Source organism: Amycolatopsis sp. NPDC028719 (assembly GCF_055565395.1).
The window spans coordinates 57,436-80,936 of sequence record NZ_JBVHUL010000004.1 but is presented as its reverse complement, the minus strand read 5'-3'; the positions used below and the strand labels follow the sequence as shown (position 1 = coordinate 80,936).

Here is a 23,501-nt window from a genome sequence, read left to right as displayed (position 1 = left end):
GACTTGTCCACGTTTTGCCTGCGTTTCTCGGTCGTATCGCTGGTCCACTGCGAAACTGTGTCCGCGAGGAGTGCCGACGTTTTCCCTGGTCGTGTGACATCGATGTCACACGAGCAGAGTCTTGTCCACTTTGTCGCCTTGACCTGCCGCCGAGTGACATCGATTCTTCGTGGCAACGTTGTCATCCACCGTCACCGTCGACGCCGGCCGCGCGCGTCCGATGACGGCCTGCAGAGCGGAGTCATCATGGCCCAGGACGTCACCGGCAGACCTGACGATTCGACGGTTTCACGGCGGCACCTGTTGACGACCGGAACCGGTCTGCTGGCCGGCTTCGGCTTGGCCGCACTGGTTCCGGGCGTCGCATCGGCGGCTCTTGCGGATCCGGTAGCCGCCGAAACGCCGCGGGCGAACGACCTCGCCTTGTTCAGGCCCGTGCAGGTCTCCTCCACCGACTACGCCGCCACTCCTGCCGAATTCGCCGTCGACGGCCTCGCCCGGATCGGTGCCCAAGGGTCGGGCTGGCGAGCGGCGGCGGGCGACGGTCAGTGGATCATCGTGGATCTCCAAGGCCGCTGCCAGGTCAGCTCGGTGGTGTTGACGTTCGAGGCTCGGCCGGGCGACCCCGCCTTCGACGCGGGCGCGTCCCGGAGCCACACCACCGGAACCGAAGTCCTGTCCAGCTATGCGACGGTGTTCGACCTCGACGTCTCACAGGACGGCCGCTCGTGGCGAACCGTGTACTCGACGGACGCCGGTCCCGGCGGTGTGGTCACGATCCCGCTGGCCGGCGGCGTGACCGCGCGCTGGGTGAGGTTCTCGGCTTCGCAGCGTTCGACGACCAACCCGCTCGGCCTGAACGGGTTCCAGGTCTACGGGACCACCAAGGAGAACCGGCCCCCGGCGCGGGGCTGGACCAGCTTCTCATTGCGCGACCACGACCGGCCGCCCGCGCTGTCCGTGTCCGTCGACGGCACCGTTCCGCTCGAGTCCGGCTGGGCTCTGACGATGCAGGACTGGGCGCCCAGCACGGATGGCGCAGTGCTCTCCGGTGCGAACGTCGACACGCGTGGCTGGCTGCCGGCGACCGTGCCGGGCACCGTACTGGCCTCCCTGGTCGAGCAGGGGCAATTGCCGGACCCCGTCTTCGGGATGAACAACATGCACATCCCGGAGGCGCTGTCCCGGCACAGCTGGTGGTACCGCCGGGCGTTCGGACTCCCGCGCGGTCTCGACGCCTCGCCGGGCCGGCACGTCTGGCTGGAGTTCGACGGGATCAACCACGAGGCTCAGGTCTGGCTCAACAGTGCGAACCTGGGCACGTTGAGCCATCCGTTCGGACGCGGGGTTTTCGACGTCACAGCGGCTCTGCGCCGCTCCGGTGACCAAACGCTCGCTGTGAAGATCTCGCCCATGCCTCTGCCTGGCAGCCCCGGGGACAAGAGTGTTGCGGGCTACGGCTTCGTCGCCGCGGACAGCACCATGTTCCAGAACTCGCCGACCTACCTCGCGGTGTCCGGATGGGACTGGATGCCTGCGGTCCGTGACCGCGCGTCGGGAATCTGGGACCACGTGCGGCTGCGGTCCACCGGCGCCGTCGTGCTCGGCGACGTCCGCGTGGACACCAGGCTGCCGAAGCTGCCCGACACCAGGATCGCGGAGGTCACCGTGACGGTGCCCGTCCGCAACGCAGCCGCCACCGCCCAGCGGGTCAAGGTCTCCACGGGATTCGAGAATGTGGACGTCTCGACGACGGTGACCGTGCCTGCTGGGCAGACGACCGACGTCGTGTTCGCACCGTCAGCGTTTCCGCAGCTGAGGATGAACAACCCGAAGTTGTGGTGGCCCAACGGCTATGGTGACCCGGCCCTCCACGACCTGACGGTGACCGCGGCGATCGGGGCGTCGGTCAGCGACAAGCGGACCGTCAAGATCGGGCTGAGGCAGATGGGGTACCAGTACGACCTGCCGATCGTAATCCGTGCCAACCGCGCCACGCAGACGGTCGACCTCGCGCCCCAAACCGCGCGGTACGTCCGGATGCAGGGCCTCCAGCGGGCCACGAGCTGGGGCTTCTCGCTTTGGACGATGTCGGTGGTCGACAGCAAGGCGCCGGACACGGACCTGGCCGAGGGCAAGACGGCGACGTCGTCCTCGGTGTCTGACGGCAACCCGCCGGAGCGGGCCTTCGACGGCGACCCGAACACCCGCTGGACGTCGGCTTACGAAGACAACCAGTGGCTGCAGGTCGACCTCGGTGCCGCGACCGCGTTCGACCGGGTCGTGCTGACCTGGGAGACAGCGTACGCCCGGACGTTCAAGATCCAGGTGTCGCAGGACGGCGACACCTGGACCGACGCCGCGTCGGTGGACAACAGCCCGAAACCGCTGACCTTCCTCGTCAACGGCGTCAAGGTGTTCGCCCGCGGCGGCAGCTGGGGCTGGGACGAACTGCTGCGCCGGATGCCGGCCGAGCGAGCCGACGCTGTCGTCGCGATGCACCGCGACATGAACTTCACCCTGATCCGCAACTGGGTCGGCTCGTCCTACCGGCAGGAGCTGTTCGACGCCTGCGACAAGTACGGCATCCTGCTGTGGAACGAGTTCTGGGACGGCTGGTCGGGCGATCCAGCCAATCATGACATCTTCCTGGCGCAGGCGAAGGACACCGTGCTGCGCTACCGACACCACGCGTGCGCGACGGTCTGGTTCGGCTGCAACGAGGGCAGCCCGCCGGCCGAAATCGACGACGCGCTCAGGGAGATCGTCACCACGAACACCGATCTCCTTTACCAGAGCAACTCCGCCGGAGGCGTGATCACGGGCGATGGCCCGTACCGCTGGCTGGATCCGAAGCAGTACTTCACGGGCGAGGCGACCGGCGGCAAGTACGGGTTCTGGAGCGAGATCGGCTTGCCGGGTGTGTCGGTGGTGGAAAGCATGCGCAACCTGGTCGGCAAGGACGACCCGGGCTGGCCGATCGGTGCTTCCTGGTTCTTGCACGACTGGTCGACGAAGGGGAACCAGTCGCCGCAGGGGTATCTGGCGGCGATCGACGCGCGGCTCGCGCCGTCGACGAGCCTCGCGGAGTTCTGCCGCAAGGCGCAGTTCGTCAACTACGAGAGCATGCGCGCGATCTTCGAGGGCTGGAACACCAGGTTGTGGGCGGATGCCACGGGCGTGCTGCTGTGGATGTCGCACCCCGCGTGGCACAGCACGGTCTGGCAGACCTACGACTACGACCTCGACGTCAACGGCAGCTACTACGGCGCGCGCAAGGGCTGCGAGCACCACCACGTCCAAGCTGATTTGTCGACCTGGCAGGTGACGGTGGTCAACCACACACCGAACGCGGTCGGCGGGGTCGTGGTCAGGGCGGAGCTGCTCGGCTTGGACGGAAAGAGCCTCGCGGCTCCGCAGCGGCAGACCGTCGACGTGGCACCGGTCGCGGCGACGAAGGCGTTCTCGGTACCGTTCGTCGACGGTCTGCCCGCTCTCCACCTGCTGCGGCTGACTCTGACCGACGCGCGCGGTGCCGTGTTGTCCGAGAACACCTATTGGCGGTACCGGACCGACACCGCCATGCGCGAGCTCAATCAGCTCGCTCGTACGCAGCTTTCGGCCGACCTGCGCTCATCCGGAAAGGACGGTTACGTCGCTACGATCCGCAACACCGGCCGGACCGTGGCCGCCATGGTCAGGCTGTCCCTGAGGGAGCGAAACGGAGCTGACCGCGTGCTGCCGACGTTGTACGGCGACAACTACTTCTGGCTGCTGCCGGGCGAGAGCCGCACCGTCACGGTCAACCCGCGCCGGACGGTGAAACAGCCGCGGCTGTCGGTCGAGGCATACAACGTACCGGCGAAGCTGACCTGACACTTCGGCTGATCTGTCCGGGTTCGTGAGGTCAAGATGACGTGGTGCCCGCGCCGACGGTGCAGGTCGCTTCGCAGGATTTGTGACGCGGGTGCAAGCGCCGAGGCGCGGGCCATGTGACGGTGGAGTCGAGCCATCCGCCGCGAACCCGGAACAAGGTGACACGACGTGCTGGTACACGAATGTCTGTACATCGGCGGCGAATGGCGCCATGCGGCGGGCAACCCTTCTATCGAAGTCCGCTCCCCGAGCACGGAAGAACTCGTGGGTGCGGTCCCGGAGGCGACACCGGCGGACGTCGAAGCAGCGGTCGCCGCCGCGAGCAGAGCCCTGAAGTCAGCTGATTGGGCCGGAATCGGCCCAGGACGTCGAGCAGACCTGTTGGGCCGGTTCGGCCTACCAGCAGCTGAAGTCCATTTATCTGCCTCTGTAGGCGCAGCGTCCGGTGAGTGGGATCAGGTGGTCCGCAAAAAACGGCCGACGAGCATTCAATTCTTGGTCCAGTAAGCGGGGGAGGGTGCGCGGATACAATCGATCACGTGAATTTCCCAGCCGATCGTTCGTGGCTTCGCGCACTGCGTCCGGACGACCAGAACATCCTCGAGAGCGCCGCAAGTCGGCCGGAGCTGGTTGCCGAGCTCTCCGAGATGATCGGCGAAGGAGCGGTAGGCTGGGCGGTCGAGCGCAGCGAGACCCTCTTCGAGCGGGTGGGCTGGACCGCGCCGTTCGGCGACTACCGCATGGCCCGCTCGGTGCCGGAGACGATCGTGCTCAGCGCCGTGCTGTGCCTGTGCACCGGGCGCCCGGTGACGGAGACTTTGCTTTCCGAGGCGACCAACGCGATCCGGCACGCCGTGCCGCGAGGCCTCAGCATCGAGCAGATCATGCAGGGGCTGCAGCGGACGGTGAGCAACCTGACTGCGGAGCTGTTCGCCTTCGCCGATCGGACGCTTCCCAGCAACCGGATCACGCCGGCGGGCCGGCAGGCCGTTACCGACCTGATGGCCTGGCTGGACAGGGTCACCGAGGTCCTGGTGGAGAACTTTTCGGTGCAACGCCAGCGCTGGCTGGACAGCGCCGCCTATGCCCGTCGAGATCTCGTCGAGTCGGTGCTCGACGGCACCGTCGACCGCGAGCCGATGCTGGAGCGCTTGGGGTATGACCTCTTACAACAGCACGTCGCTCTCATCATGTGGGCTGCTGACGGAAGCGAGCAGGATCCGCAACTGCTGGAGCGGTCTGCGGTCCAGCTGCTCGAGCAAGCGGGCTGCACCGGGCGGCTGGTGGTGTTCGTCGGGCCGGCGAAGTTGTGGGGTTGGGGTAGCCGGGCTCGCCAGTCTCCTCGGCGGCCGGCGGCCGCGCCCGATGTGACGGGCTTCCGGGTGGCTGTGGGACTGCCGGCCGGCGGGGTCGCCGGGTTCCGGGAGAGCCACCGTCAGGCAGCCCTGGCCGAGCGGATGTCACGGCTGCTGCCCCGGGAACGACGGCTGTTCGACTTCGACGACTTGGACCTGCCGCTGCTGTTGTCGGACGATTTGGGCCGGGCGCGCGACTTCGTGCTGCGGCACCTGGGTCCGCTTTCCTCGCCCGACGAGGCCTCAGCCGAGCTGAGGTCCACCGTGCAGGCGTACCTCGAATACGCTCGTGGGGTCGGTGCCGCCGCCGAGCAGTTGCACGTCGCGAAGAACACGGTCCTCTACCGGGTGCGCAAGGCGGAGCAGTTGCTGGGCCGGTCGCTGAAGGAGGACCACCTCAAGCTGCAGGTGGCGCTGCACCTGGCGGCAGCGATCGGCGCCCCGGTTCTCGAACCGGCCGACGTCCGCTGATCGTCAGCGGCGGCGGCCGCGCTCGCCAGGGCCGCCAGGTGACTGGAAAGTGGACCAAGAATCATCCGTCGATCAGCGGAGACTTCGGATCCAGATTCATCTCCGTCGTTATTTGCCTTACGTGGCAAGGACTTGGTGATCGTCGGCACAAAGGGGTATTCGATATACCTCTTTGACTTACGGTGTTCTTCATGCACCTCAACCGGGCGACCGACATCGCTCTGCGTGTCTTGATGTTCGCGGGGGCGCGCAGAGGTCAGGTCACCATCGACGAGCTCGCCGCGGCCATGGTCCTACCGCGTAACCACGTCGCCAAGGTCGTGCAGCGACTGCATCACCACGGGTTCATCGTCACGACGAGAGGTCGAGGTGGCGGTGCCCGGCTCGCCGACGGTGTGCTGAAGACCTCGGCGGGGCGCGTGATTCGGCTCTTCGAAGGCGATGCCGAAGTCGTCGACTGCGACGAGTCGCCGTGTCCGCTGCGCGATGCCTGCAGCCTGCGACGAGCTCTCCGCGTCGCTCTAGAGGCGTTCTTCGCGTCGCTCGACGAGGTGCCGCTTTCGGCTTTGGTCGCGCCACCGACCGGGCCCGTTCTGCTCTCCCTCACCTAGGAGGCCTTCCTTGCTCTCCCGAAAGTCTGCCGAAGTCGTTCGTGCCACGTTGCCAGCGGTCAGGCAGCACATTGTCGTTATCGCGGGCGTCTTCTACGACACGATGTTCGCCGATCACCCGGAGTTGCTCGATCTCTTCAACATGGGAAACCAGGCCATCGGTGACCAACGGCGGGCGCTGGCGGGTTCCGTCGTCGCCTACGCCGAGAGCCTCACCGGGACGGGTGCCGTGCCGATGGGCCCCGTCGTCGGCCGGATCGCACACAAGCACGCTTCGCTCGGCATCCGGCCGAGCCAGTATCCACTCGTGGGTCGGTACTTGCTGACTGCTGTCGCGAATGTGCTGGGCAGCGCCGTCACGCCGGCTGTCGCGGCGGCATGGGACGAGGTCTACTGGCTGATGGCCGTCCGGTTGATCGAAGCCGAAGCCAGACTCTACCGAGAGGCGGGCGTCGACCCCGCTGACCCGGCTTGCCGGTGGCGCGTAGTCGATCGTCGCGAGGAGGGCGGCGATGTCGTCTCCCTGTACCTGGCCCCGGCGGACGGGACGATCCCCACACACCTGCCGGGGCAATTCGTGACCGTCGAGGTCGACCTTCCCGGAGGGAGGCGCCAGGCCAGGCAGTACACGGTGTCGCGCGGCGCGGGCCATCCGGAACTGCGGATCTCGGTTCGGCGGGTCCGCGGCAACGGCGGAGCGCCGGATGGTGTCGTGTCGACGGTGCTGACCCGCGACCTGCGCATCGGCGACGAAGTCCGGGTGAGCCGCCCGTTCGGTGATGCGGTGCTCGGCGACGGCGATGGCCCGCTGCTGCTGGCCAGTGCGGGCATCGGTATCACGCAGACAGCTGCATTGCTGGAGCACGTTGCCGGTCACCAGCCGAGGCGGCCGGTGACCGTTGTCCACGCCGAGCGTCAGCCGGACCGGTACGCCTTGTTCCACGACATCGAGTTCCACGGTGCGCGTCTGACCTCGTTCCGGCACCTGGCCTTCTACGACACCGACGCGCCGACGGACGTCACGAGAGGTCCCGTGCGGCTCGACCTGGCGGATATACCCGATGGGGTGACTGCCCACCTGTGCGGTCCGGTTCCGTTCATGCGGAACATCCGTGCCGCGTTGCTTGCCCGCGGTGTTTGCGGGGAGAATGTCCACATCGAGGTCTTCGGACCCGACCTGTGGACGACCGGTGCCGATCGGCTACCGGGCGTGGCGGCTGCCGTCTGACCAGGACGCGACCGGGAACGCAGGCCCCGTTCATCGACAACAGATATCCAGGATGTCTCATGTCCGAGTTGGCGGCCGAACCGGGAAGCGGGGCCGACCTGCACCTCGAGGTGCGGGGCCCCCGCGTCTTGGCCGGCTTGAAGGACGCCTTGCGCGAGGCCGTGCGGTCGGGCCGGCTGACGCCGGGCGCGCGGCTTCCGTCGACGAGGTCGCTGGCCGCCGACCTCGGGGTCGCGCGAAACACGGTCGTGGCCGCGTACGCCGAGCTGGTCGCGGAAGGCTGGCTCAGCTCGCGTCAGGGAGCCGCGACGCGGGTGGCGACCGCGCGCGGCGCCGCTCCGCCTGACCGCACTTGCGCCGTCCCAGGCCCGGCCAAGCCACTTCACGACCTGCGGCCCGGCACCCCCGATGTGGCCGCGTTCCCCCGGGCCGAATGGCTCCGGGCTGCGCGGCGGGTCTTCGATCGGGCACCGGACCGAGTGTTCAGCTATCCCGACGTCCGCGGGGCCGAAGAACTACGGACAGCCCTGGCCGCCTACCTCGCCCGGGCGCGGGGGGTACGGGCCGACCCGGACCGGATCGTGGTCTGCGCGGGGGCGGCGCACGGGCTCCGCCTGGTGGCCACAGCCCTCCGCGCCCGCGGCACCGACTCCGTGTTCACCGAGGGGTACGGCCTCGATCTACACCGTCGCCTGCTGACCGAAACCGGCTTGAGAACTCCATGCTTGCCGCTGGACGGGCACGGCGCACGGACAGATCTGCTGGTGAAGACCTCGGGTGCGGGTGCGGTCGTGCTCACCCCCGCTCACCAGTTCCCGACGGGCGAGGTGCTCTCCGGCGAGCGGCGAGCGGCGGTGATCCGGTGGGCGCGGAACACGGACGTGGTCGTCGTCGAGGACGACTACGACGGCGAGTTCCGGTATGAGAGCCCGCCGGTAGGGTCGCTGCAGGCACTCGATCCGGGTCGTGTCGCGTACCTCGGCACGGCCAGCAAGTCGCTCGCACCCGGGCTTCGACTGGGCTGGCTGGTCGTGCCCGAGATCCTCGCCGACCAGCTGTCACGCGCGCTCGGTGACTTCGGGATGTGCGGCACGCTGGACCAGCTGGTGCTTGCGGAGCTCCTGGAGTCGGGAGCTTATGACCGGCACGTCCGTGCGATGCGGGGGCGGTACCGCCGCAGACGTGAACAGCTTTCCGAGATGGTGACCGGGCGCGCCGGCTCCTGGCTGTCCGGGGCGTCGGCAGGCCTGCACGCGATCGTCAACGTCCCGACCGGCCGCGAAGCCGCTGTCGTCAAGGCTGCGGAGACGGGCGGACTGGCCCTGTGCGGGATCTCCCGGTTCCGTCATCCGCACGGGCAGGATGAGCGCGACGCGATCGTCGTCGGCTACGCCACCCCGTCCTCCAGTGCGTGGGCGGGTGCCCTGGCCGCTTTGGAGGCAGTGCTGCCGTGACGTGTGCAAGTTGACGTTCGATGTCCAGGTTGCCTAGCATCGCGGCGTGCGGATGAACCAGGGCGTCGAGTGGGCTATGCACGTTCTGCTCTCCCTCGCGTGGGCTGGTGACGAGCGTCCGGTACCCACGGCGCAGCTCGCGGCCAGCTACGATCTCCCGCAGGCGTACCTGCACAAGCAGATGCAGGCACTGGCTCGCGCTGGGATCGTCGAGTCCCTCCCGGGTGCGCACGGCGGATTCCTGCTCGCTCGGCCGCCGGAGAAGATCACCCTGATGGACGTGGTCGCCGCGATCGAAGGCAAGGAGCCGGCCTTCGTCTGCCTGGAGATCCGTCGGCAGGGTATGGGGGAGAACGCTCCCAAGAGTGCCTTTCGCCATACCTGCGCGGTGAACGCGGCGATGCAGCGTGCGGAATTGCAGTGGCGGAAGTCCCTGGCCGGCCAGACGATCGCTGACGTCAAGGCGGCGGCGGAGGCCCATGCGCCGTCCGCCGCGCGCCTCGCCCGGCAGGCCTACGGGCGGGACTGACCGATCACCGCCGCCAGCGCGGCCAGCTTCGCTGGATTCGTCACCAGGCAGATCCGGTCGATGCCGGCCGAGGTGGCGTCGATCCAGCAGGCCGCGACGGGTGCTCCCGAACGGTGCACCACGGCGATCGGCTGTCCGTTCGCTTCGACGATCTCGACCTCGGCGTCCTTGCCGTGGATGTCGACGGTGCGCAGGAGGAACTCGGCTACGCGGTCACGACCCACGATCGGCTTCCGCGCGGAGGTCACGACACCGCCGCCGTCGGAGCAGGACATCGCGCCTTCGACCAGCATGCTCCGCAACCCACCGAGGTCTCCTCGTTGCGCCGCGGCCAAGAAGGCGTTCAGCAGCCGGTCCCGTTCCGCCGGGGCGACCCGGCCACCGCGCTCGCGGGCGACGTGGGCGCGAGCACGGTGGCCCTTCTGGCGCGCGAGTTCCTCGGAGACGCCGAGGAACTCGCCGATCTCCCGGTACGGATAGTCGAATGCCTCGCGCAAGACGTAGACGGCGCGTTCGATCGGGCTGAGCCGTTCCATGAGAAGCAGGAGGCCCAGTTCGAGCGCCTCTCCTCGCTCCACAGTCGCCACGGCGTCATCGGCCGTGGGAATCGGCTCGGGCAGCCAGGGGCCGACGTAGAGCTCTCGGCGGGCGCGCGCCGTCCCGGCGGCCGTCAAGGCCAGCCTGCTCGCCGTGGTCACGAGGAACGCCTCGACGTTGCGGATCTCGCTACGGTCGGTGCCCTGCCACCTGATCCATGTGTCCTGTACCACGTCCTCGGCGTCGGCGGACGTCCCGAGCAGCCGATAAGCGATCCCGAACAACCGGGCCCGCGTCGCTTCGAACGCTGCGACCGCTTCGTCGAGTTCGACGGCGACTTGTTCGGGCATCGCGTGACGCTCCCTCCTGACGGTTGGGATCCAATCATACTGGACATTCGATGTCGAGATTACAGTCAAGTGGTCCAGTGGTACAGCGGGAAATCGGACCAGTATCCAAGGTGCTGGCGCAGTTAGAGTCGGTGGGTCTTGCCTTTCCGGAGCGAGGGAGTCCACCCCGAGATGCACGAGCTCACCTCGGTGGCGTGGTCTTGGTCGCTTCGTCCACAAGTGATTCGACGCCCGGGGGGAGACTTGCCCGGCGCGCCGGGTCGGCCACGAAACCGACGATCGCGGAACGCAGGGCGCGGACCGCCCGGGTCGGTTCGACGTCCGCCCGGTAGGCCAGCTGCACGATGCGTGTCATACCCGCGTCCCGAGCGAAACGTGTCATCCGGAAGCGATCACCCGCTACAGTGCTCGGCACCACGGCCGCGCCCACGCCGGCCCGCACCAGTTCCAGGACCGCGTCCATCTCGCCGCCCTCGATCGCGAACGACGGGTCGAACCCGGCGGCGCGGCAGGCGTTCACCGTCGCCTCTCGCACGTCGTAGCCGCGGCGGAACATCACGAGCGGAACGTCCGCGAGGTCGCGGACGTCCAGGCGTGAGCCTGCCGGCCTCGGTGACACGTCGCTGTGGGAGATCACGACGAGTTCCTCGAGGAACAGTGGCGTCAACGACAGTTGATCTCCAGGGTTGCGGGATCCCGCGAGGAGGGCAAGATCCAGAGCTCCCTCGGATAGCCGTTCTCGCAGGTCGCCAGAGCCGCTTTCGTGCAGTTTCAGCTGGATGCCCGGGTACCGGCGCCGGAACGCCGAGAGCATCGTGGGCAGCAGGCCGGTGCACAGGCTGGGCGGTGCGCCGAGCCGGACGCGTCCACGGTCGAGCTCGTCCAGTTCCCGGATGGCCCGGTGAGCGCTCTCGACGTCCGCGAGGATTCGCCGGGCGATCGGAAGCAGTGTCTCGCCCGCCTCGGTGAGGGTCACGTTGCCCCGGATGCGGTGGAACAGCGGGGCGCCGAGGTCGTGCTCCAGGGCGCGGATCTGCTGGGACAACGAGGGCTGCGCCACTCGAACCTGCTCGGCGGCGCGGGTGAAGTGCCGGTGCTCAACCACGGCAACGAAGTAGGAGAGCTGCTGCAACTGCATATACCTACGATAGTCTATGCCTATTGAACCTAGAGTTTAGATGTCTTTGACCTCTGATATCTGTGGTCCTAGCGTCAGTTTTGTGGTAAATGACCTTGCAAACCGACCCGCAGTGCGCCGACGCCGCACGGCCGTTCGGCAGTTCTGGGACTCGACGATCGGCAAGAAGATCGTCATGGCGATCAGCGGCGCGATCCTGCTGTCGTACGTGGTCGCGCACATGATCGGGAATCTCAAGATTTTCTTCGGCGCCGAGGATCTCAACGGGTACGCCCACTGGCTGCGCACGATCGGCGAGCCGGTGCTCCACTACGCCTGGTTTCTGTGGATCCTGCGGGCCGGCTTGATCGTCGCAGTCGTCCTGCACATAACGGCCACGGTGCAGCTGGTCCGGCGCGACCTGCGGGCGCGGCCGGTGGCCTACGTCCACCGGCGGCCGGTGCGCGCGACCTTCGTGACGCGCACCATGCGCTGGGGCGGCGCGACACTGGCCCTCTTCGTCGTCTGGCACCTCCTCGATCTGACCGTTGGCACGGTGAACCAGGATTTCGTGCCGGACGACCCGTACCACAACCTCGTGGCGGACTTCCAGGTCTGGTGGGTCAACGTGATCTACCTCGTCGCGCTCGCGATGCTCGGCCTGCACATCCACCACGGTTTCGCCAGCGCCGCGCGCACGCTGGGCGTCACCAGCGCGCGCCGGGAACGGGCGATCAAGATCCTCGGCAGCGGGCTGGCTGTGGTGATCACTGCCGGATTCGCGATCGTGCCGATCAGCATCATGACGGGACTGGTGGACTGACCATGGCCGACTACGTGACCGGCGACCCGATCGCCGACACCAAAGCACCGGCGGTTCCGCTGGAGAACCGGTGGGACGAACGGAAGTTCACCGCGAAGCTGGTGAACCCGGCGAACCGGCGCAAGCACCGCGTGATCGTGGTGGGCACCGGGCTGGCCGGCGGGTCGGCCGGGGCGACGCTGGCCGAGCAGGGCTACCACGTGGTGCAGTTCTGCTTCCAGGACTCGCCGCGGCGGGCGCACTCGGTGGCCGCGCAGGGCGGCATCAACGCGGCGAAGAACTACCGCAACGACGGTGACTCCGTGTACCGCCTCTTCTACGACACGGTGAAGGGCGGCGACTTCCGGTCTCGGGAGTCCAATGTGTACCGGCTGGCCCAGGTCTCGGCGCAGATCATCGACCAGGCCGTCGCCCAGGGCGTGCCGTTCGCGCGGGAGTACGGCGGCCTGCTCGACACGCGGTCGTTCGGGGGCGTGCAGGTGCAGCGGACGTTCTACGCCCGCGGCCAGACCGGGCAGCAGCTGCTGATCGGCGCCTACCAGGCGTTGTCCCGGCAGATCGACGCCGGGAACGTCGAGCTGCACCCGCGGACGGAGATGCTCGACCTGGTCGTCGTCGACGGCCGGGCGCGCGGCATCGTCGCGCGGGACCTGGTGACCGGGGAGATCGAGACGCACCTCGCGGACGCCGTCGTGCTCGCGACCGGCGGCTACGGCAACGTCTTCTACCTGTCCACCAACGCCAAGGGGTCGAACGCGACCGCGATCTGGCGGGCCCACAAGCGCGGTGCCTACTTCGCGAACCCGTGCTTCACCCAGATCCACCCGACGTGCATCCCGCGGTCGGGGGAGCACCAGTCGAAGCTGACGCTGATGAGCGAGTCGCTGCGCAACGACGGCCGCATCTGGGTGCCGAAGGTGAAGGGCGACACCCGGCCACCGGAAGAGATCCCCGAGGACGAGCGCGACTACTACCTCGAGCGGCTCTACCCGAGCTTCGGCAACCTGGTGCCACGCGACATCGCGTCGCGCGCGGCGAAGAATCAATGCGATGCGGGATACGGCGTCGGGCCGGGAGGCCTAGGTGTCTACCTGGACTTCGCCGACGCGATCGCTCGGATGGGTCGCAGCGCCGTGGAGGCCAAGTACGGGAACCTCTTCGACATGTACGAGCGGATCACGGCGGAGAACCCGTACGAGGTGCCGATGCGCATCTATCCCGCGATCCACTACACCATGGGTGGTCTGTGGGTGGACTACGACCTGCAGAGCACCGTCCCCGGGCTGTTCGTCATCGGAGAGGCCAACTTCTCTGACCACGGCGCCAACCGGCTCGGCGCGTCGGCGTTGATGCAGGGCCTCGCGGACGGCTACTTCGTACTACCGGCGACCCTCAACGACTACCTCGGCCAGGGTGGCCTCGACGGGGTCTCGGCCGAAAACCCCGCCGTCGCTCACACCGAGAACGCCGTGCGAGACCGCATCGACCGGCTGTTGGCGGTCAAGGGAACGCGAAGCGTGGACTCCTTCCACCGCGAGCTTGGGCTGTTGATGTGGGACCACTGCGGGATGTCCCGGAGTCGCGAAGGTCTACGCAAGGCGCTGGACCGCGTTCCCGGGCTACGCGCGGAATTCTGGCGCGACGTTCGCATCCCCGGAACCGGCGACGATCTGAACCAGGAGCTGGAAAAGGCGGGCCGAGTGGCCGACTTCCTGGAGCTCGCCGAGCTTCTCCTGATCGACGCGCTCGCTCGCGAAGAGTCCTGCGGAGGGCACTTCCGCGAGGAGTACCAGACCTCCGAAGGTGAGGCACAACGCGACGACGAGAACTTCTCGTACGTTGCGGCGTGGGAGTACGGCGGGCCGGACGGCGTGCCGGTGCTGCACCGCGAAGACCTCGCCTTCGATCACGTCCACCCGACCCAGCGGAGCTACAAGTGAAAATCACCGTTCGCATCTGGCGCCAAGCCGGTCCGGCGGCCGAAGGCCGGCTCGTCTCCTACCCGGTCGACGACGTCAGTCCGGACATGTCCTTCCTCGAAATGCTGGACGTGCTGAACCAGCAGCTCATCGGGAACGGCGAAGAGCCAGTCGCCTTCGATCACGACTGCCGCGAGGGCATCTGCGGATCCTGCGGCGTGGTGATCAACGGGCAGGCGCATGGGCCGGAGCGCACGACCTCGTGCCAGCTGCACATGCGCTCGTTCACCGATAGTCAAGTCATCGACGTCGAACCATGGCGGGCCAAGGGGTTCCCGGTCGTCAAGGACCTGGTGGTCGACCGCTCGGCGCTGGACCGGATCGTCCAGGCCGGCGGTTACGTCAGCGCCCCTACCGGCAGTGCTCCCGACGCCCACGCCACACCCGTGCCGAAGCCGGACGCGGACCTGGCGTTCGACAACGCGACGTGCATCGGCTGCGGCGCCTGCGTGGCGGCCTGCCCGAACGGCTCGGCGATGCTCTTCACCGCGGCCAAGGTGACCCACCTGTCCCTGTTGCCGCAGGGACAGCCGGAACGCGCTCAACGGGTGCTCGACATGGTCGACACGATGGACGCCGAAGGGTTCGGCGGCTGTACCAACACCGGCGAGTGCGTCGCATCATGCCCGAAGGGCATCCCCTTCGCGAGTATCGCCACGCTCAACGGCGAATACCTGAAAGCCGCTCGTTCCGGACGTCGCTGAGGTTCGTTGGGGCGCCGGCTCAGGCGATCCGCAGCTCTCTGTGCCGGTGGCGCACGAACGGAGGAAGGCTCCCTGATTGACTGGGAACCAGCGGCGGAGGGTTCGTCGCGAAAGTCCGGCGACACGCGTGATCGAGGTTCGGGGCCTGGCACGCACGACGGGCGACTGTGGTTCTCGGCGGGGAACCGGGTACCGCAGGTGACGGACGCGCTGGGGAGCGCGTCCAGGGGAAGCGGCGTGGCGCCCGGTGGGGACCTGGGCGCCGCGCCCAGCCTCCGCGGCCGACGCCGCGGGCCGGTGGGCGGTGCTGGGGGTTCACCACCCACCGGCGCGGGACCTCTCCGGCGCCGAAGGAAGCCGAGCGCGCCCCGGAGAGGACGAGCCGCCGGACTATTGTGCGGTTCTTCATCAGCGCGCTCGACGAACGGTACCGGAGCTCCTCACCGCGAATCTGGTCCAGTCCACTGTAGATTCAGTGGGCCACTTCGCCCGACCTGAACGCCTCTCGTGCTCGACCGTCGAACTGGTCCAGCCCAGCAGCCCGAAAATGGATCAAGATCGTCGTCCCCGGCACGTTTAGTGTGATTCCCGGCCGAAAGCGGATCTCGTCCGTCTGGAAGGGGATTGCCATGGCTGTGCACCTGCCGACCGGCATGCGGACCGCGGTCGCCGTCTCGGTCGACTTCGACACCGACGCGCTGCGGCCTGGAACCATCGCAGGAGCCGGGCCTCATGCGTCGTCCACCCGCCGCTTCGCCGTCGAGGTCGGAATACCTCGCTTGCTCACGCTCTTCCGGGACCTCGACATCCTCACGACTTGGTCGACGTCCGACCATGACCTCATCGCCTTTCCCGGCCTCGTCGACGAGGTTCTTGACGACGGGCACGAGGTTGCCCTGCACGGCTGCAACCACGAGGCGGCCATGCCGGATCCGAAGCATGAGCGGGAACTCATGGACATCTGGCTACGCAACCACGATCGGGTGGTCGGCCGTGCTCCATCCGGTTTCCGTGCGCCGGCGAGGACGTTCACCGATGAGACGCTGGGAATTCTCAGCGAATCGGGGTTCGCCTGGGACAGCTCCTTGGACGGGACGGAGTTCGAGCCTTACCGTCCGAGCGGCGACGCCTCTGGCGTGCTGGAGATTCCCGTCTCGCCCTACCTGGACGACTGGTCGTGCATAGCAGACCACCGTGGCGCGTTCGGGCGGTGGCGGGAGATCTTCGACTACGCGCATCTCCGCGTCCAGGACAGCGTCTACACGATCACGGTGCATCCGCAGGTGATCGGCCGGGCACACCACATGGCTGCGCTCGAGGATTTCCTGCGCTACCTTCGAGGCTTCGGCGACGTCTGGTGCGCGACTCTGTCCGAGATCCACCGTGCATGGTCCGATCTGCCGGAAGAATCGGTCCACCGGGATGGCCGGAAAGTGGACTACCCCCTCACCCGCTGACTTACCTAGCGTGAAGACATGACCGAAACACAACCCAAGACCAACTCCGTGCTCTCGATGCTCGCTTCGCAGACGCCGGAGATCCCGGCGGGCTCGCACGTGATGACCGCGACGATCGAGCTCCCGCCCGGTGACTCGGGCACCCCGCCGCACCGGCACTCCGGTCCCGTCTTCGGCTACATGCTCGAGGGCGAGATGCTTTTCGAGCTGGAGGGTGAACCCGAGCGCGTGGTGAAGGCCGGGGAAGCTTTCTGGGAGCCGGGCGGCGATGTGATCCACTACCAGGCGGCGAACAACCTGCCCGACTCCTGGAGCCGGTTCGTCGTGGTGATGATCTGTGCCCCGGGGAAGGACATGCTGACCTTCGTCAGCCCCGCGGAGATGGCAGAACGTGCTGACCGGCGAGCGCCGCGGCCGGACGCGCAGAACTGAACAGGAGAAGACGATGCGGATCTTCCTCGCCGGCGCGTCGGGCGCGATCGGCCGCCGGGTGGTGCCGAAGCTCCTCGACCAGGGCCACGAAGTAGTCGGGCTGACGCGTGACAAGGACTCGGCAGGAAAGATCGAGTCCCTCGGCGCCGATGCCGTCGTCGGTGATGTCTACGATGCTGATGGCCTCGCCCGAGCGGTGGCCGGTGTCCGGCCGGACGTGGTGATGCACCAGTTGACCGACCTCGGTTCCGGAGACCGTTCGGCCAACGCGAAGGTGCGCGTGGTCGGTACCCGGAACCTGGTGGATGCGGCGAAGGCAGCCGGTGTGCGACGGATCATCGCCCAGAGCATCGCGTGGGCCTACGAGCCCGGCGACGGGCCGGCCGTCGAAGAGACACCGCTCGACCTGCAAGGCGCAGCGGACCGGGTGGCGACAGTCGGAGGCATCGCGTCCCTGGAGACGGCCGTTGCCGAGCTGCCTGAGTGGGTGGTCCTGCGCTACGGCACGCTCTACGGGCCAGGTACCTGGTATGAGCAAGGCGCACTGATGGCGCAGCTGGCCCAGTCGGGCCACCTGCCGGCCAACGCCGACGTGTCCAGTTTCGTCCACGTCGACGACGCTGCCTCAGCCGCCGTGGCCGCACTGGGCTGGCCGTCGGGACCGGTCAACGTGTGCGACGACGAGCCGGCGCCCGGACACGACTGGGTCCCGGTGTTCTCCGCCGCGGTCGGAGCGCCGGAGCCTGCACGTGCCGAGGGCGAGCGAACGGGGTGGGCGCGCGGCGCCGACAACGGCTACGCGCGCAAGGAGCTCGATTGGGTTCCCGGTTACCCGTCGTGGCGGGAAGGGTTCACCAAGGCGTGATGGCCGCGCCGTGAAGCACTCGGGTGAGCGCGTCGAGAGCCGGGCGCCACGAGTGCTGCGGTGGGGTGGCGTACCCGACGATGAGTCCCGGTTTCCCGTGTTCGGCGGAGTGCCAGTAGCCGCCGGTGTGCACGCCCATGAGGTGGATTCCGGCCGCGAGGCCAGCGTCGACCAAGCGCTTCTCCTCCTGCCGTGACGCCAGGGGGAGAAGTGCGTGCAGCCCGGCCGGGACACCGTCCAGCGGCACCGCCGTGACGTCGGTGAGCCGTTCGGCCAATTCGACCCGGCGTTTCTGGTACGCCAGACGCGCCCGTCGAACGTGCCGGTCGTAGTCTCCGCGGTCGAGCAGGTCGGCGACGGCCAGCTGGTCCGGTGCACCGACCGTGGCACCGGTGATCGTGAGCGCATCCACCACGGGGATGCGGAGTCGTTCGGGCAGGACCAGCCAGCCGATCCGCAGCCCGGGCGCCAGTGCTTTGCTGGTGCTCCCTGCGAAGATCACCCGATCGGGGTCGAGAGCCTGCATCGCACCGACCGGCTGTTTGTCGTAACGGAACTCACCGTCGTAGTCGTCTTCGATGACGAACCCGTCGTGGGCGATTGCCCATTCAAGAAACTCCCGACGCGCCTCACTGCTCAACACGACACCGCGTGGGTGCTGATGGGCCGGGGTCAGGAGGACGGCGCCGGCCTCCGCCGGGATTCCTCGCGGGTCGGCGCCGCCTGATCCGACTCGTAGCGGAGCAGTTCGCAGGCCGGCACCGTTGATGATTCGCCGGTGGTGGACCAGGCCGGGTTCCTCGGAGGCGATCATCGTGACTCCGGCGTCGCGTAGCGCGCGAGACACCACGGCGAGGGCATGACTGAAGCCGCTGGTGACGATCACAGCTTCGGCTCTGGCATGCACGCCTCGCGCCCGGGCGACGTAGGTGGCAACAGCCTCGCGGAGCGCCTGCAAACCGGCAGGGTCCCCGTAGTCCATGCTGCCGACTCCCGCGGTCGCCAAGGCTCGTTTGATGCTGGCAGACCACAGAGTGTGCGGAAAGAGACTCAGATCTGGCCGGCCGGGCCGAAGGTCTATGACGCCGCGCGTCTGCGTCGGTGGCGCAGTCGGCTGTGAGAAGGATCCCGAGGGCGGAAGGTGGACATCCGCGACCCGGGTGCCGGAACCGGTCGCACTGACCAGCCACCCTTCGGCGGACAGCTGTGCGTATGCCGCGACGACCGTCCCCCGTGCGATTCCGAGGTCGTCGGCAAGAGCTCGGGTGCTGGGCAGGCGCATTCCGACGGGCAGCCGACCAGAGGAAATCGCCTGCCGCAGCGCGTTCTCGATCGACCGCGCCCGCGACTCGCCGCCGACGCCGACGTCGATGTGGAGGTCGATACCCAGTGGGCTGTTGCGCAGGTCGTCTTCCACGGCTTTCCTTTTCCGGACGGATCAATGGCACCCTCGGCGTGGAGGTCATTCTCCCCGCCGCTGTACTTTCCGCCCCCGGTGCCAGCCAATCGGGTGCTGTGACACCGGGTCCTGCTGTCTCCGGCCAGCGGCGAACCGGAGACAGCAGGAGACTGGGCGTCGCGGTGGCGACTCAGTCCGAAGTCGCCTGGCGGGCGGATGGGTGGCGGAGGTGGTCCCGCTCGCGGATTTCGTTTTCCTCGAGGAACGTCAGCATGGGGACTTCGGGTGCGCAGACCATGCACACGACGAACTTGCTCGCGATGTCCTCTCGCAAGTTGCCCGCCTGGTAGTGCACGACTTCGCCGCCGGGCTCCCAGAACGCTTCACCGGCCTTGATCGGGTAAGGCTTCTCCCCTTCGAGCTCGAAGAGGATCTCCCCTTCGAGCACGTAACCGAACACGGGTCCTGAATGGCGGTGCGGGCCTGCGCCGGGATCACCGGGTGGCACGGTGACGACCCCCACCATGAAGTGGGCGCCTTCCGGCACGAACGGCGGCGTCTGGGTGAGCAGGTTCTCGTAGCTGTTACCTGTACCCGGTTTGAGAATCATCAGCAGAGGCTACCCCGTTGCCGCTGTATTGTGGATATCTGCCATCCAGATTCACTCGTGGATCACCTGCCCGCTCGGCCCGACGGACTCCGGTGCCGAGCTTTGGGCACGAGTGCGGTCCGGAGTCGGATCGCGTTCTCCTGGAATCCGATGCCGTCGACTTCGACCTCCAGTACGGAACCGTCGTGGGGTTCCGTCGAACCTCCCTCCCGGCATGTCTCACCTCCGGTCGCGAGCGCGACGACGTCCCCCGGTTCGAGCTGTACGAGCTCTGAGACGTGCCGGACGGCGGTGACCGGATCGAAGGGCACGGCGGCCACGCTGGCGTTCCGGACCAGGTGGCCTTCGAGGTAGCTCCGCAGTGACACTTGCGGCCGGAGACCTCCGGGCAATTCGTCCGGCGTTACGAGCGTCGGTCCGAACGAGGACACCCTCCACCGTGAGTCGCCGCGGGTGCTGCACGGGGTGTGCGCGTTGACATCGGTCAGCAGTGAGAAACCGGCGATCGCCGCTTCGGCCTCGGCTTGCGTGGCCGACCGTGGTCGAGTTCCGATCACTACGGCGAGCCGCGCGTTCCACCCGGCCGCAGTCGATCCGGACGTGAGGACGATGTCGTCCTTGGGGCCGATGAGCGTGTTCCGGCGCGTGGTGGAAGTTGCTACCCCGCAAGGTCCGAAGTCGACGCGAACTACCCTCCTCGGCCTGGAAATGACGGGGGCTCGATCGCTGAGCATGGCCTCATGGCGAGCTTCGCCGAGTGAGTTCGCGACGGCGCGCCACTGGGGGAGCCTGATCAACGCGCCCACGTCCGGCGAGGCCAGCTGGACGAGCGTCCCGTCGGGCTCGACGCGAGCCGCACGCGTGCTGGTCCCGATGCGGATCGTAGTCAACTTCATGGCACGCTCTCTTCTGTGAGCCTGATCGATTCAGGCTTCTGTCACCTTGTCGGACGACTCGTAAACCTTGACATCAAATATCCAGGTTCATAGTGTTCCAGCTCGTCGGCCGTGAATCCAGGGCCGACCTGGAAGGAGAACCTGGATGTCAAATATCCTGATTATCGGTGGCGGGTTCGCCGGAGTGTGGAGTGCCGCCAGCGCAGCGAAGCTGCGCCAGGAGCGAGGACTGACCGAACAAGACCTGCAGATCACCGTGATCAGCGCAGGTGATGACATGGTCATCCGGCCGCGGCTCTACGAAGCGGATCCGGACCGGATGCGGGTGCCGCTCGATCGCGTGCTGGGGCCCATCGGAGTCCGCCGCGTCGCGGGGACGGTAACCGGCATCGACACGGCCTCCCGTTCCGTCACCGCGGTCCGCCGCGACGGCACGACGGACCGGATCACCTACGACCGGCTGGTGCTCGCGTCGGGCAGCCAGGTCGTCCGCCCGACGTTCCCAGGGGCGGAGCATCTGTTCGACATCGACACGATGACCGGTGCGGCTACGCTGGAAGCTCACCTGCGCCGCTTGCCGGAACGGGCGGACGAACGCGGCCGGTACACCGCGGTGGTGGTCGGGGCGGGATTCACCGGCCTCGAGATCGCGACTGAGCTCGTGGGCCGTCTCGAGGAGCTCGCGCCCCGGGAGCAGATCCGGGTTGTGCTCGTCGAGCGGCTGGACGCCGTCGGCCCCGAACTCGGCGAAGGACCCCGACCCGCGATCGAGAAGGCCCTTGCCGACCTTGGAGTCGAGGTACGGCTCGGCGTCAGCGTCGAGGAGGTCGCCCGTGACCAGGTCCGCCTTTCGGACGGCATGGTCCTCCCCGCAGCGACCGTTGTTTGGACGGCGGGCATGACGGCCAGCCCGCTCACGTCGGCGATCCCCGGGCAGCGGGACCGGCTCGGCCGGCTGGATGTCGACGAGTACCTCCGGGTGCGTGGCCTCCCGGAGGTGTATGCGGCCGGAGACACGGCGGCGGCCGTTTCGCCCGCCGAAGGTCGCGTCGTCATGCAGAGCTGCCAGCACGCACTCCCGCAGGGCAAGTTCGCCGGGCACAACGTGGCGGCGGACCTCCTCGGCGAGCAGCTCGTCACGTTCCAGCCGGCGCCGTACGTCACCTGCCTCGCGCTCGGGCCGGCGGGCGCTGTGGTGACCTCCGGCTGGGACCGGGAGGTGCAGATGACCGAGAAGCAGGCCAAGCACCTCAAGCACACCATCAACACGGAGTGGATCTACCCGCCGGTCGACGACCCGGTGGAACTGCTGAACCAGGCGGGTCCCAAGGCGGAGTTCCCGGAGTATCACCCGGAAGAGCAGCTCGCGAGCTCATCGGCCTGAGTTCGATGGAGCTGCGGCATCTGCGGTACTTCGTCGCCGTCGCCGAGGAGTGCCACTTCGGGCGGGCGGCGGATCGGCTCCACATGGCGCAGCCTCCTCTGTCCCACCAGATCAAGCAGCTGGAGACCGAACTCGGCGTCGAGCTGCTGATCCGCACCACCCGCCGGGTGCAGCTCACCCCGGCGGGCCGGCAGTACCTCGAACGTGCCCGTGCCGTCCTCGCCTCGGTGGAGGCGGCCGGGGTCGAGGCCGGCCGGATCGCGAACGGAGACGTCGGCCGGGTGGCGATCGGGTTCACCGGTTCGGCCACCTACGAGCTGCTGCCGTCCCTGGCCAGGGTGCTGCGCGAAGAGCTGCCGGGTATCGAGCTGGACCTGAAGGGCGAGATGCTCACCCCGCTCCAGGTCGGGATGCTGGTGGAGGAAACTCTCGACATCGGTTTCCTTCGGCCACCGGTCCGCGAACCGGGGCTGGTGGTTCGGGTGCTGCGCCGCGAGCCGCTGATCGCGGCTCTGCCGGCGCGGCACCCCCTGGCCCAGCACGCCACGGTCCGGCTCGCGGACCTCCGCGACGAGCCGTTCGTCTGCTATCCCTCCCAGCATCGGTCCGTCGTGTACGACGCCGTGTTCGACGCCTGCCAGCACGCCGGCTTCGTGCCCTCGGCGGTGCAGGAGGTGGGCGAGACCGCCACGCTCGTTTCCTTCGTGGCGGCGGGCCTGGGTGTCGCGCTCGTGCCGGCGTCCGTGCAGCACTTGCAGATCACCGGGGCCCAGTACCGGCCGCTGGCCGGCACGACCCGTGAGGTCGAGTTGGCCGTGGCAGTGCGCGGGGGGGATTCTTCACCGCACGTCGCGAAGGTCCTCTCGCGTACTCACTCGCTCGTCGGCGGGCCCCGCTGACTCATACGTCTCGCGTATCGATTCTGCCGATCCCGGTATTTCCGCATTCGCAATCCGTCGGCTTGAATCGATGAACAGTGAATTCACTCGTTCCCGGACTCAAGGAGGAGCCGTGACCCCGTTCATGCTCGAGGTCCAGTCGTTGCTGGACGGGGAGGAAGCTCCCGAGCCGACCACAGAGCCGGCCACCGCACGTTCGGTGGCCGAAGCCACCGACGAACAGGTCATCATCCGTTCCCTCGCCGAGCAGATGGTCTCCGAGGCGAACGCGATCCTCCGCGAGCGGGGTGAGGTCTTCAGCCTCGTCGACGACAGCGGCGACGGCGAGCTCGCATTCACTGTCGGCTTCGAAGATCGTCGCGCGCGCATCCGGACCGCGATCGCCGGGCGCGAGGGCGTCGCCCAGCTGATGATCGGCGACCGGCTCGATCCCGAGCCGAAGCGGCTGGCCGGCGAAGAAGAACTCCGGGCGCTCCTGCTGAGCCTGCTGACTGCTCCTGCGCACCACTGACCCGGAAGAGGGAA

At 67.9% G+C, this 23,501-nt stretch carries 21 protein-coding genes; 16 read left to right on the top strand and 5 right to left on the bottom strand.

Annotation, left to right across the window (positions count from 1 at the left end):
* Positions 1-246: 246 nt before the first annotated feature.
* The 7 genes from ACZ4TR_RS18825 to ACZ4TR_RS18795 all read left to right on the top strand — a co-directional run bounded on the left by ACZ4TR_RS18825 (position 247) and on the right by ACZ4TR_RS18795 (position 9,524).
* Positions 247-3,876 carry a discoidin domain-containing protein gene (locus tag ACZ4TR_RS18825; protein WP_465288212.1) on the top strand — a complete coding sequence of 1,210 codons (3,630 nt, stop codon included), beginning with the start codon at positions 247-249 and terminating at the stop codon, positions 3,874-3,876.
* A 168-nt stretch (positions 3,877-4,044) separates the two neighbouring features.
* Positions 4,045-4,383 carry an aldehyde dehydrogenase family protein gene (locus tag ACZ4TR_RS18820; protein ID WP_465288211.1) on the top strand — a complete coding sequence of 113 codons (339 nt, stop codon included), beginning with the start codon at positions 4,045-4,047 and terminating at the stop codon, positions 4,381-4,383.
* 32 nt (positions 4,384-4,415) lie between these two features.
* A complete protein-coding gene (locus tag ACZ4TR_RS18815) occupies positions 4,416-5,702 on the top strand; it encodes a PucR family transcriptional regulator (protein ID WP_465288210.1) in 1,287 nt (428 codons plus the stop codon).
* 191 nt (positions 5,703-5,893) lie between these two features.
* Positions 5,894-6,313 carry an RrF2 family transcriptional regulator gene (locus ACZ4TR_RS18810; protein ID WP_465288209.1) on the top strand — a complete coding sequence of 140 codons (420 nt, stop codon included), beginning with the start codon at positions 5,894-5,896 and terminating at the stop codon, positions 6,311-6,313.
* 10 nt (positions 6,314-6,323) lie between these two features.
* Positions 6,324-7,541, top strand: a complete 1,218-nt coding sequence (locus ACZ4TR_RS18805) for a globin domain-containing protein (protein ID WP_465288208.1) — start codon at positions 6,324-6,326, stop codon at positions 7,539-7,541.
* Between the two features lie 59 nt (positions 7,542-7,600).
* Complete coding sequence (pdxR, locus tag ACZ4TR_RS18800) at positions 7,601-8,995, top strand: MocR-like pyridoxine biosynthesis transcription factor PdxR (protein WP_465288207.1); 1,395 nt, start codon at positions 7,601-7,603, stop codon at positions 8,993-8,995.
* Between the two features lie 52 nt (positions 8,996-9,047).
* Positions 9,048-9,524 (top strand): RrF2 family transcriptional regulator, encoded by a 477-nt coding sequence (locus ACZ4TR_RS18795; RefSeq protein ID WP_465288949.1) that lies wholly within the window; start codon positions 9,048-9,050, stop codon positions 9,522-9,524.
* Here ACZ4TR_RS18795 and ACZ4TR_RS18790 read toward each other — a convergent pair.
* Both ACZ4TR_RS18790 and ACZ4TR_RS18785 read right to left on the bottom strand, forming a co-directional pair.
* On the bottom strand, positions 9,509-10,411 hold the full coding sequence (locus tag ACZ4TR_RS18790; RefSeq protein WP_465288206.1) for a sigma-70 family RNA polymerase sigma factor: 903 nt from the start codon (positions 10,409-10,411) through the stop codon (positions 9,509-9,511). The two genes, ACZ4TR_RS18795 and ACZ4TR_RS18790, sit on opposite strands and share 16 nt — an antisense overlap.
* A 181-nt stretch (positions 10,412-10,592) precedes the next feature.
* Positions 10,593-11,549, bottom strand: coding sequence for a LysR family transcriptional regulator (locus ACZ4TR_RS18785; RefSeq protein WP_465288205.1), 957 nt, complete (start codon positions 11,547-11,549; stop codon positions 10,593-10,595).
* 40 nt (positions 11,550-11,589) lie between these two features.
* On the opposite strand from ACZ4TR_RS18785, the gene ACZ4TR_RS18780 reads away from it, so the two are divergent.
* From ACZ4TR_RS18780 to ACZ4TR_RS18755, 6 genes are all read left to right on the top strand, one after another.
* Positions 11,590-12,351, top strand: coding sequence for a succinate dehydrogenase cytochrome b subunit (locus ACZ4TR_RS18780; RefSeq protein ID WP_465288204.1), 762 nt, complete (start codon positions 11,590-11,592; stop codon positions 12,349-12,351).
* 2 nt (positions 12,352-12,353) lie between these two features.
* Positions 12,354-14,291 carry a fumarate reductase/succinate dehydrogenase flavoprotein subunit gene (locus tag ACZ4TR_RS18775; protein ID WP_465288203.1) on the top strand — a complete coding sequence of 646 codons (1,938 nt, stop codon included), beginning with the start codon at positions 12,354-12,356 and terminating at the stop codon, positions 14,289-14,291.
* The gene (locus tag ACZ4TR_RS18770) at positions 14,288-15,034 is read left to right on the top strand and encodes a succinate dehydrogenase/fumarate reductase iron-sulfur subunit (protein WP_465288202.1); all 747 of its coding nucleotides are present in this window, start codon (positions 14,288-14,290) and stop codon (positions 15,032-15,034) included. The genes ACZ4TR_RS18775 and ACZ4TR_RS18770 overlap by 4 nt, the downstream gene beginning before the upstream one ends.
* Positions 15,035-15,663: 629 nt before the next feature.
* Positions 15,664-16,491 carry a polysaccharide deacetylase family protein gene (locus ACZ4TR_RS18765; RefSeq protein ID WP_465288201.1) on the top strand — a complete coding sequence of 276 codons (828 nt, stop codon included), beginning with the start codon at positions 15,664-15,666 and terminating at the stop codon, positions 16,489-16,491.
* A gap of 18 nt (positions 16,492-16,509) precedes the next feature.
* Positions 16,510-16,923, top strand: coding sequence for a cupin domain-containing protein (locus tag ACZ4TR_RS18760; RefSeq protein WP_465288200.1), 414 nt, complete (start codon positions 16,510-16,512; stop codon positions 16,921-16,923).
* A gap of 13 nt (positions 16,924-16,936) precedes the next feature.
* Positions 16,937-17,788: an NAD-dependent epimerase/dehydratase family protein gene (locus tag ACZ4TR_RS18755; RefSeq protein ID WP_465288199.1), complete on the top strand. Its 852-nt coding sequence runs from the start codon at positions 16,937-16,939 to the stop codon at positions 17,786-17,788.
* Here the strand turns inward: ACZ4TR_RS18755 and pdxR (ACZ4TR_RS18750) are convergent.
* The 3 genes from pdxR (ACZ4TR_RS18750) to ACZ4TR_RS18740 all read right to left on the bottom strand — a co-directional run bounded on the left by pdxR (ACZ4TR_RS18750) (position 17,775) and on the right by ACZ4TR_RS18740 (position 20,693).
* Entirely contained in the window at positions 17,775-19,205 is a 1,431-nt protein-coding gene (gene pdxR, locus ACZ4TR_RS18750) for a MocR-like pyridoxine biosynthesis transcription factor PdxR (protein ID WP_465288198.1), read from the bottom strand. The genes ACZ4TR_RS18755 and pdxR (ACZ4TR_RS18750) overlap by 14 nt on opposite strands.
* Before the next feature lie 172 nt (positions 19,206-19,377).
* On the bottom strand, positions 19,378-19,797 hold the full coding sequence (locus ACZ4TR_RS18745; RefSeq protein ID WP_465288197.1) for a cupin domain-containing protein: 420 nt from the start codon (positions 19,795-19,797) through the stop codon (positions 19,378-19,380).
* A 62-nt stretch (positions 19,798-19,859) separates the two neighbouring features.
* Positions 19,860-20,693, bottom strand: a complete 834-nt coding sequence (locus ACZ4TR_RS18740) for a fumarylacetoacetate hydrolase family protein (RefSeq protein ID WP_465288196.1) — start codon at positions 20,691-20,693, stop codon at positions 19,860-19,862.
* Between the two features lie 145 nt (positions 20,694-20,838).
* Between ACZ4TR_RS18740 and ACZ4TR_RS18735 the strand changes: the two genes are divergently transcribed.
* From ACZ4TR_RS18735 to ACZ4TR_RS18725, 3 genes are all read left to right on the top strand, one after another.
* On the top strand, positions 20,839-22,077 hold the full coding sequence (locus tag ACZ4TR_RS18735) for an NAD(P)/FAD-dependent oxidoreductase (RefSeq protein ID WP_465288195.1): 1,239 nt from the start codon (positions 20,839-20,841) through the stop codon (positions 22,075-22,077).
* Between the two features lie 5 nt (positions 22,078-22,082).
* A complete protein-coding gene (locus ACZ4TR_RS18730) occupies positions 22,083-22,976 on the top strand; it encodes a LysR family transcriptional regulator (protein WP_465288194.1) in 894 nt (297 codons plus the stop codon).
* Positions 22,977-23,088: 112 nt separating this feature from the next.
* Positions 23,089-23,487 (top strand): hypothetical protein, encoded by a 399-nt coding sequence (locus ACZ4TR_RS18725; RefSeq protein ID WP_465288193.1) that lies wholly within the window; start codon positions 23,089-23,091, stop codon positions 23,485-23,487.
* Positions 23,488-23,501 lie beyond the last annotated feature (14 nt).

What these genes read in the sequence shown, in the direction of transcription:
- pdxR (WP_465288207.1), top strand. Translation starts at nt 7,601, where the DNA reads ATGTCCGAGTTGGCGGCCGAACCGGGAAGCGGGGCCGACCTGCACCTC.
- ACZ4TR_RS18785 (WP_465288205.1), bottom strand. Translation starts at nt 11,549, where the DNA reads ATGCAGTTGCAGCAGCTCTCCTACTTCGTTGCCGTGGTTGAGCACCGG.
- ACZ4TR_RS18795 (WP_465288949.1), top strand. Translation starts at nt 9,048, where the DNA reads ATGAACCAGGGCGTCGAGTGGGCTATGCACGTTCTGCTCTCCCTCGCG.
- ACZ4TR_RS18745 (WP_465288197.1), bottom strand. Translation starts at nt 19,797, where the DNA reads ATGATTCTCAAACCGGGTACAGGTAACAGCTACGAGAACCTGCTCACC.
- ACZ4TR_RS18755 (WP_465288199.1), top strand. Translation starts at nt 16,937, where the DNA reads ATGCGGATCTTCCTCGCCGGCGCGTCGGGCGCGATCGGCCGCCGGGTG.
- ACZ4TR_RS18760 (WP_465288200.1), top strand. Translation starts at nt 16,510, where the DNA reads ATGACCGAAACACAACCCAAGACCAACTCCGTGCTCTCGATGCTCGCT.
- ACZ4TR_RS18790 (WP_465288206.1), bottom strand. Translation starts at nt 10,411, where the DNA reads ATGCCCGAACAAGTCGCCGTCGAACTCGACGAAGCGGTCGCAGCGTTC.
- ACZ4TR_RS18730 (WP_465288194.1), top strand. Translation starts at nt 22,083, where the DNA reads ATGGAGCTGCGGCATCTGCGGTACTTCGTCGCCGTCGCCGAGGAGTGC.
- ACZ4TR_RS18775 (WP_465288203.1), top strand. Translation starts at nt 12,354, where the DNA reads ATGGCCGACTACGTGACCGGCGACCCGATCGCCGACACCAAAGCACCG.
- ACZ4TR_RS18765 (WP_465288201.1), top strand. Translation starts at nt 15,664, where the DNA reads ATGGCTGTGCACCTGCCGACCGGCATGCGGACCGCGGTCGCCGTCTCG.
- ACZ4TR_RS18740 (WP_465288196.1), bottom strand. Translation starts at nt 20,693, where the DNA reads ATGAAGTTGACTACGATCCGCATCGGGACCAGCACGCGTGCGGCTCGC.
- ACZ4TR_RS18735 (WP_465288195.1), top strand. Translation starts at nt 20,839, where the DNA reads ATGTCAAATATCCTGATTATCGGTGGCGGGTTCGCCGGAGTGTGGAGT.
- ACZ4TR_RS18825 (WP_465288212.1), top strand. Translation starts at nt 247, where the DNA reads ATGGCCCAGGACGTCACCGGCAGACCTGACGATTCGACGGTTTCACGG.
- ACZ4TR_RS18780 (WP_465288204.1), top strand. Translation starts at nt 11,590, where the DNA reads ATGTCTTTGACCTCTGATATCTGTGGTCCTAGCGTCAGTTTTGTGGTA.
- ACZ4TR_RS18810 (WP_465288209.1), top strand. Translation starts at nt 5,894, where the DNA reads ATGCACCTCAACCGGGCGACCGACATCGCTCTGCGTGTCTTGATGTTC.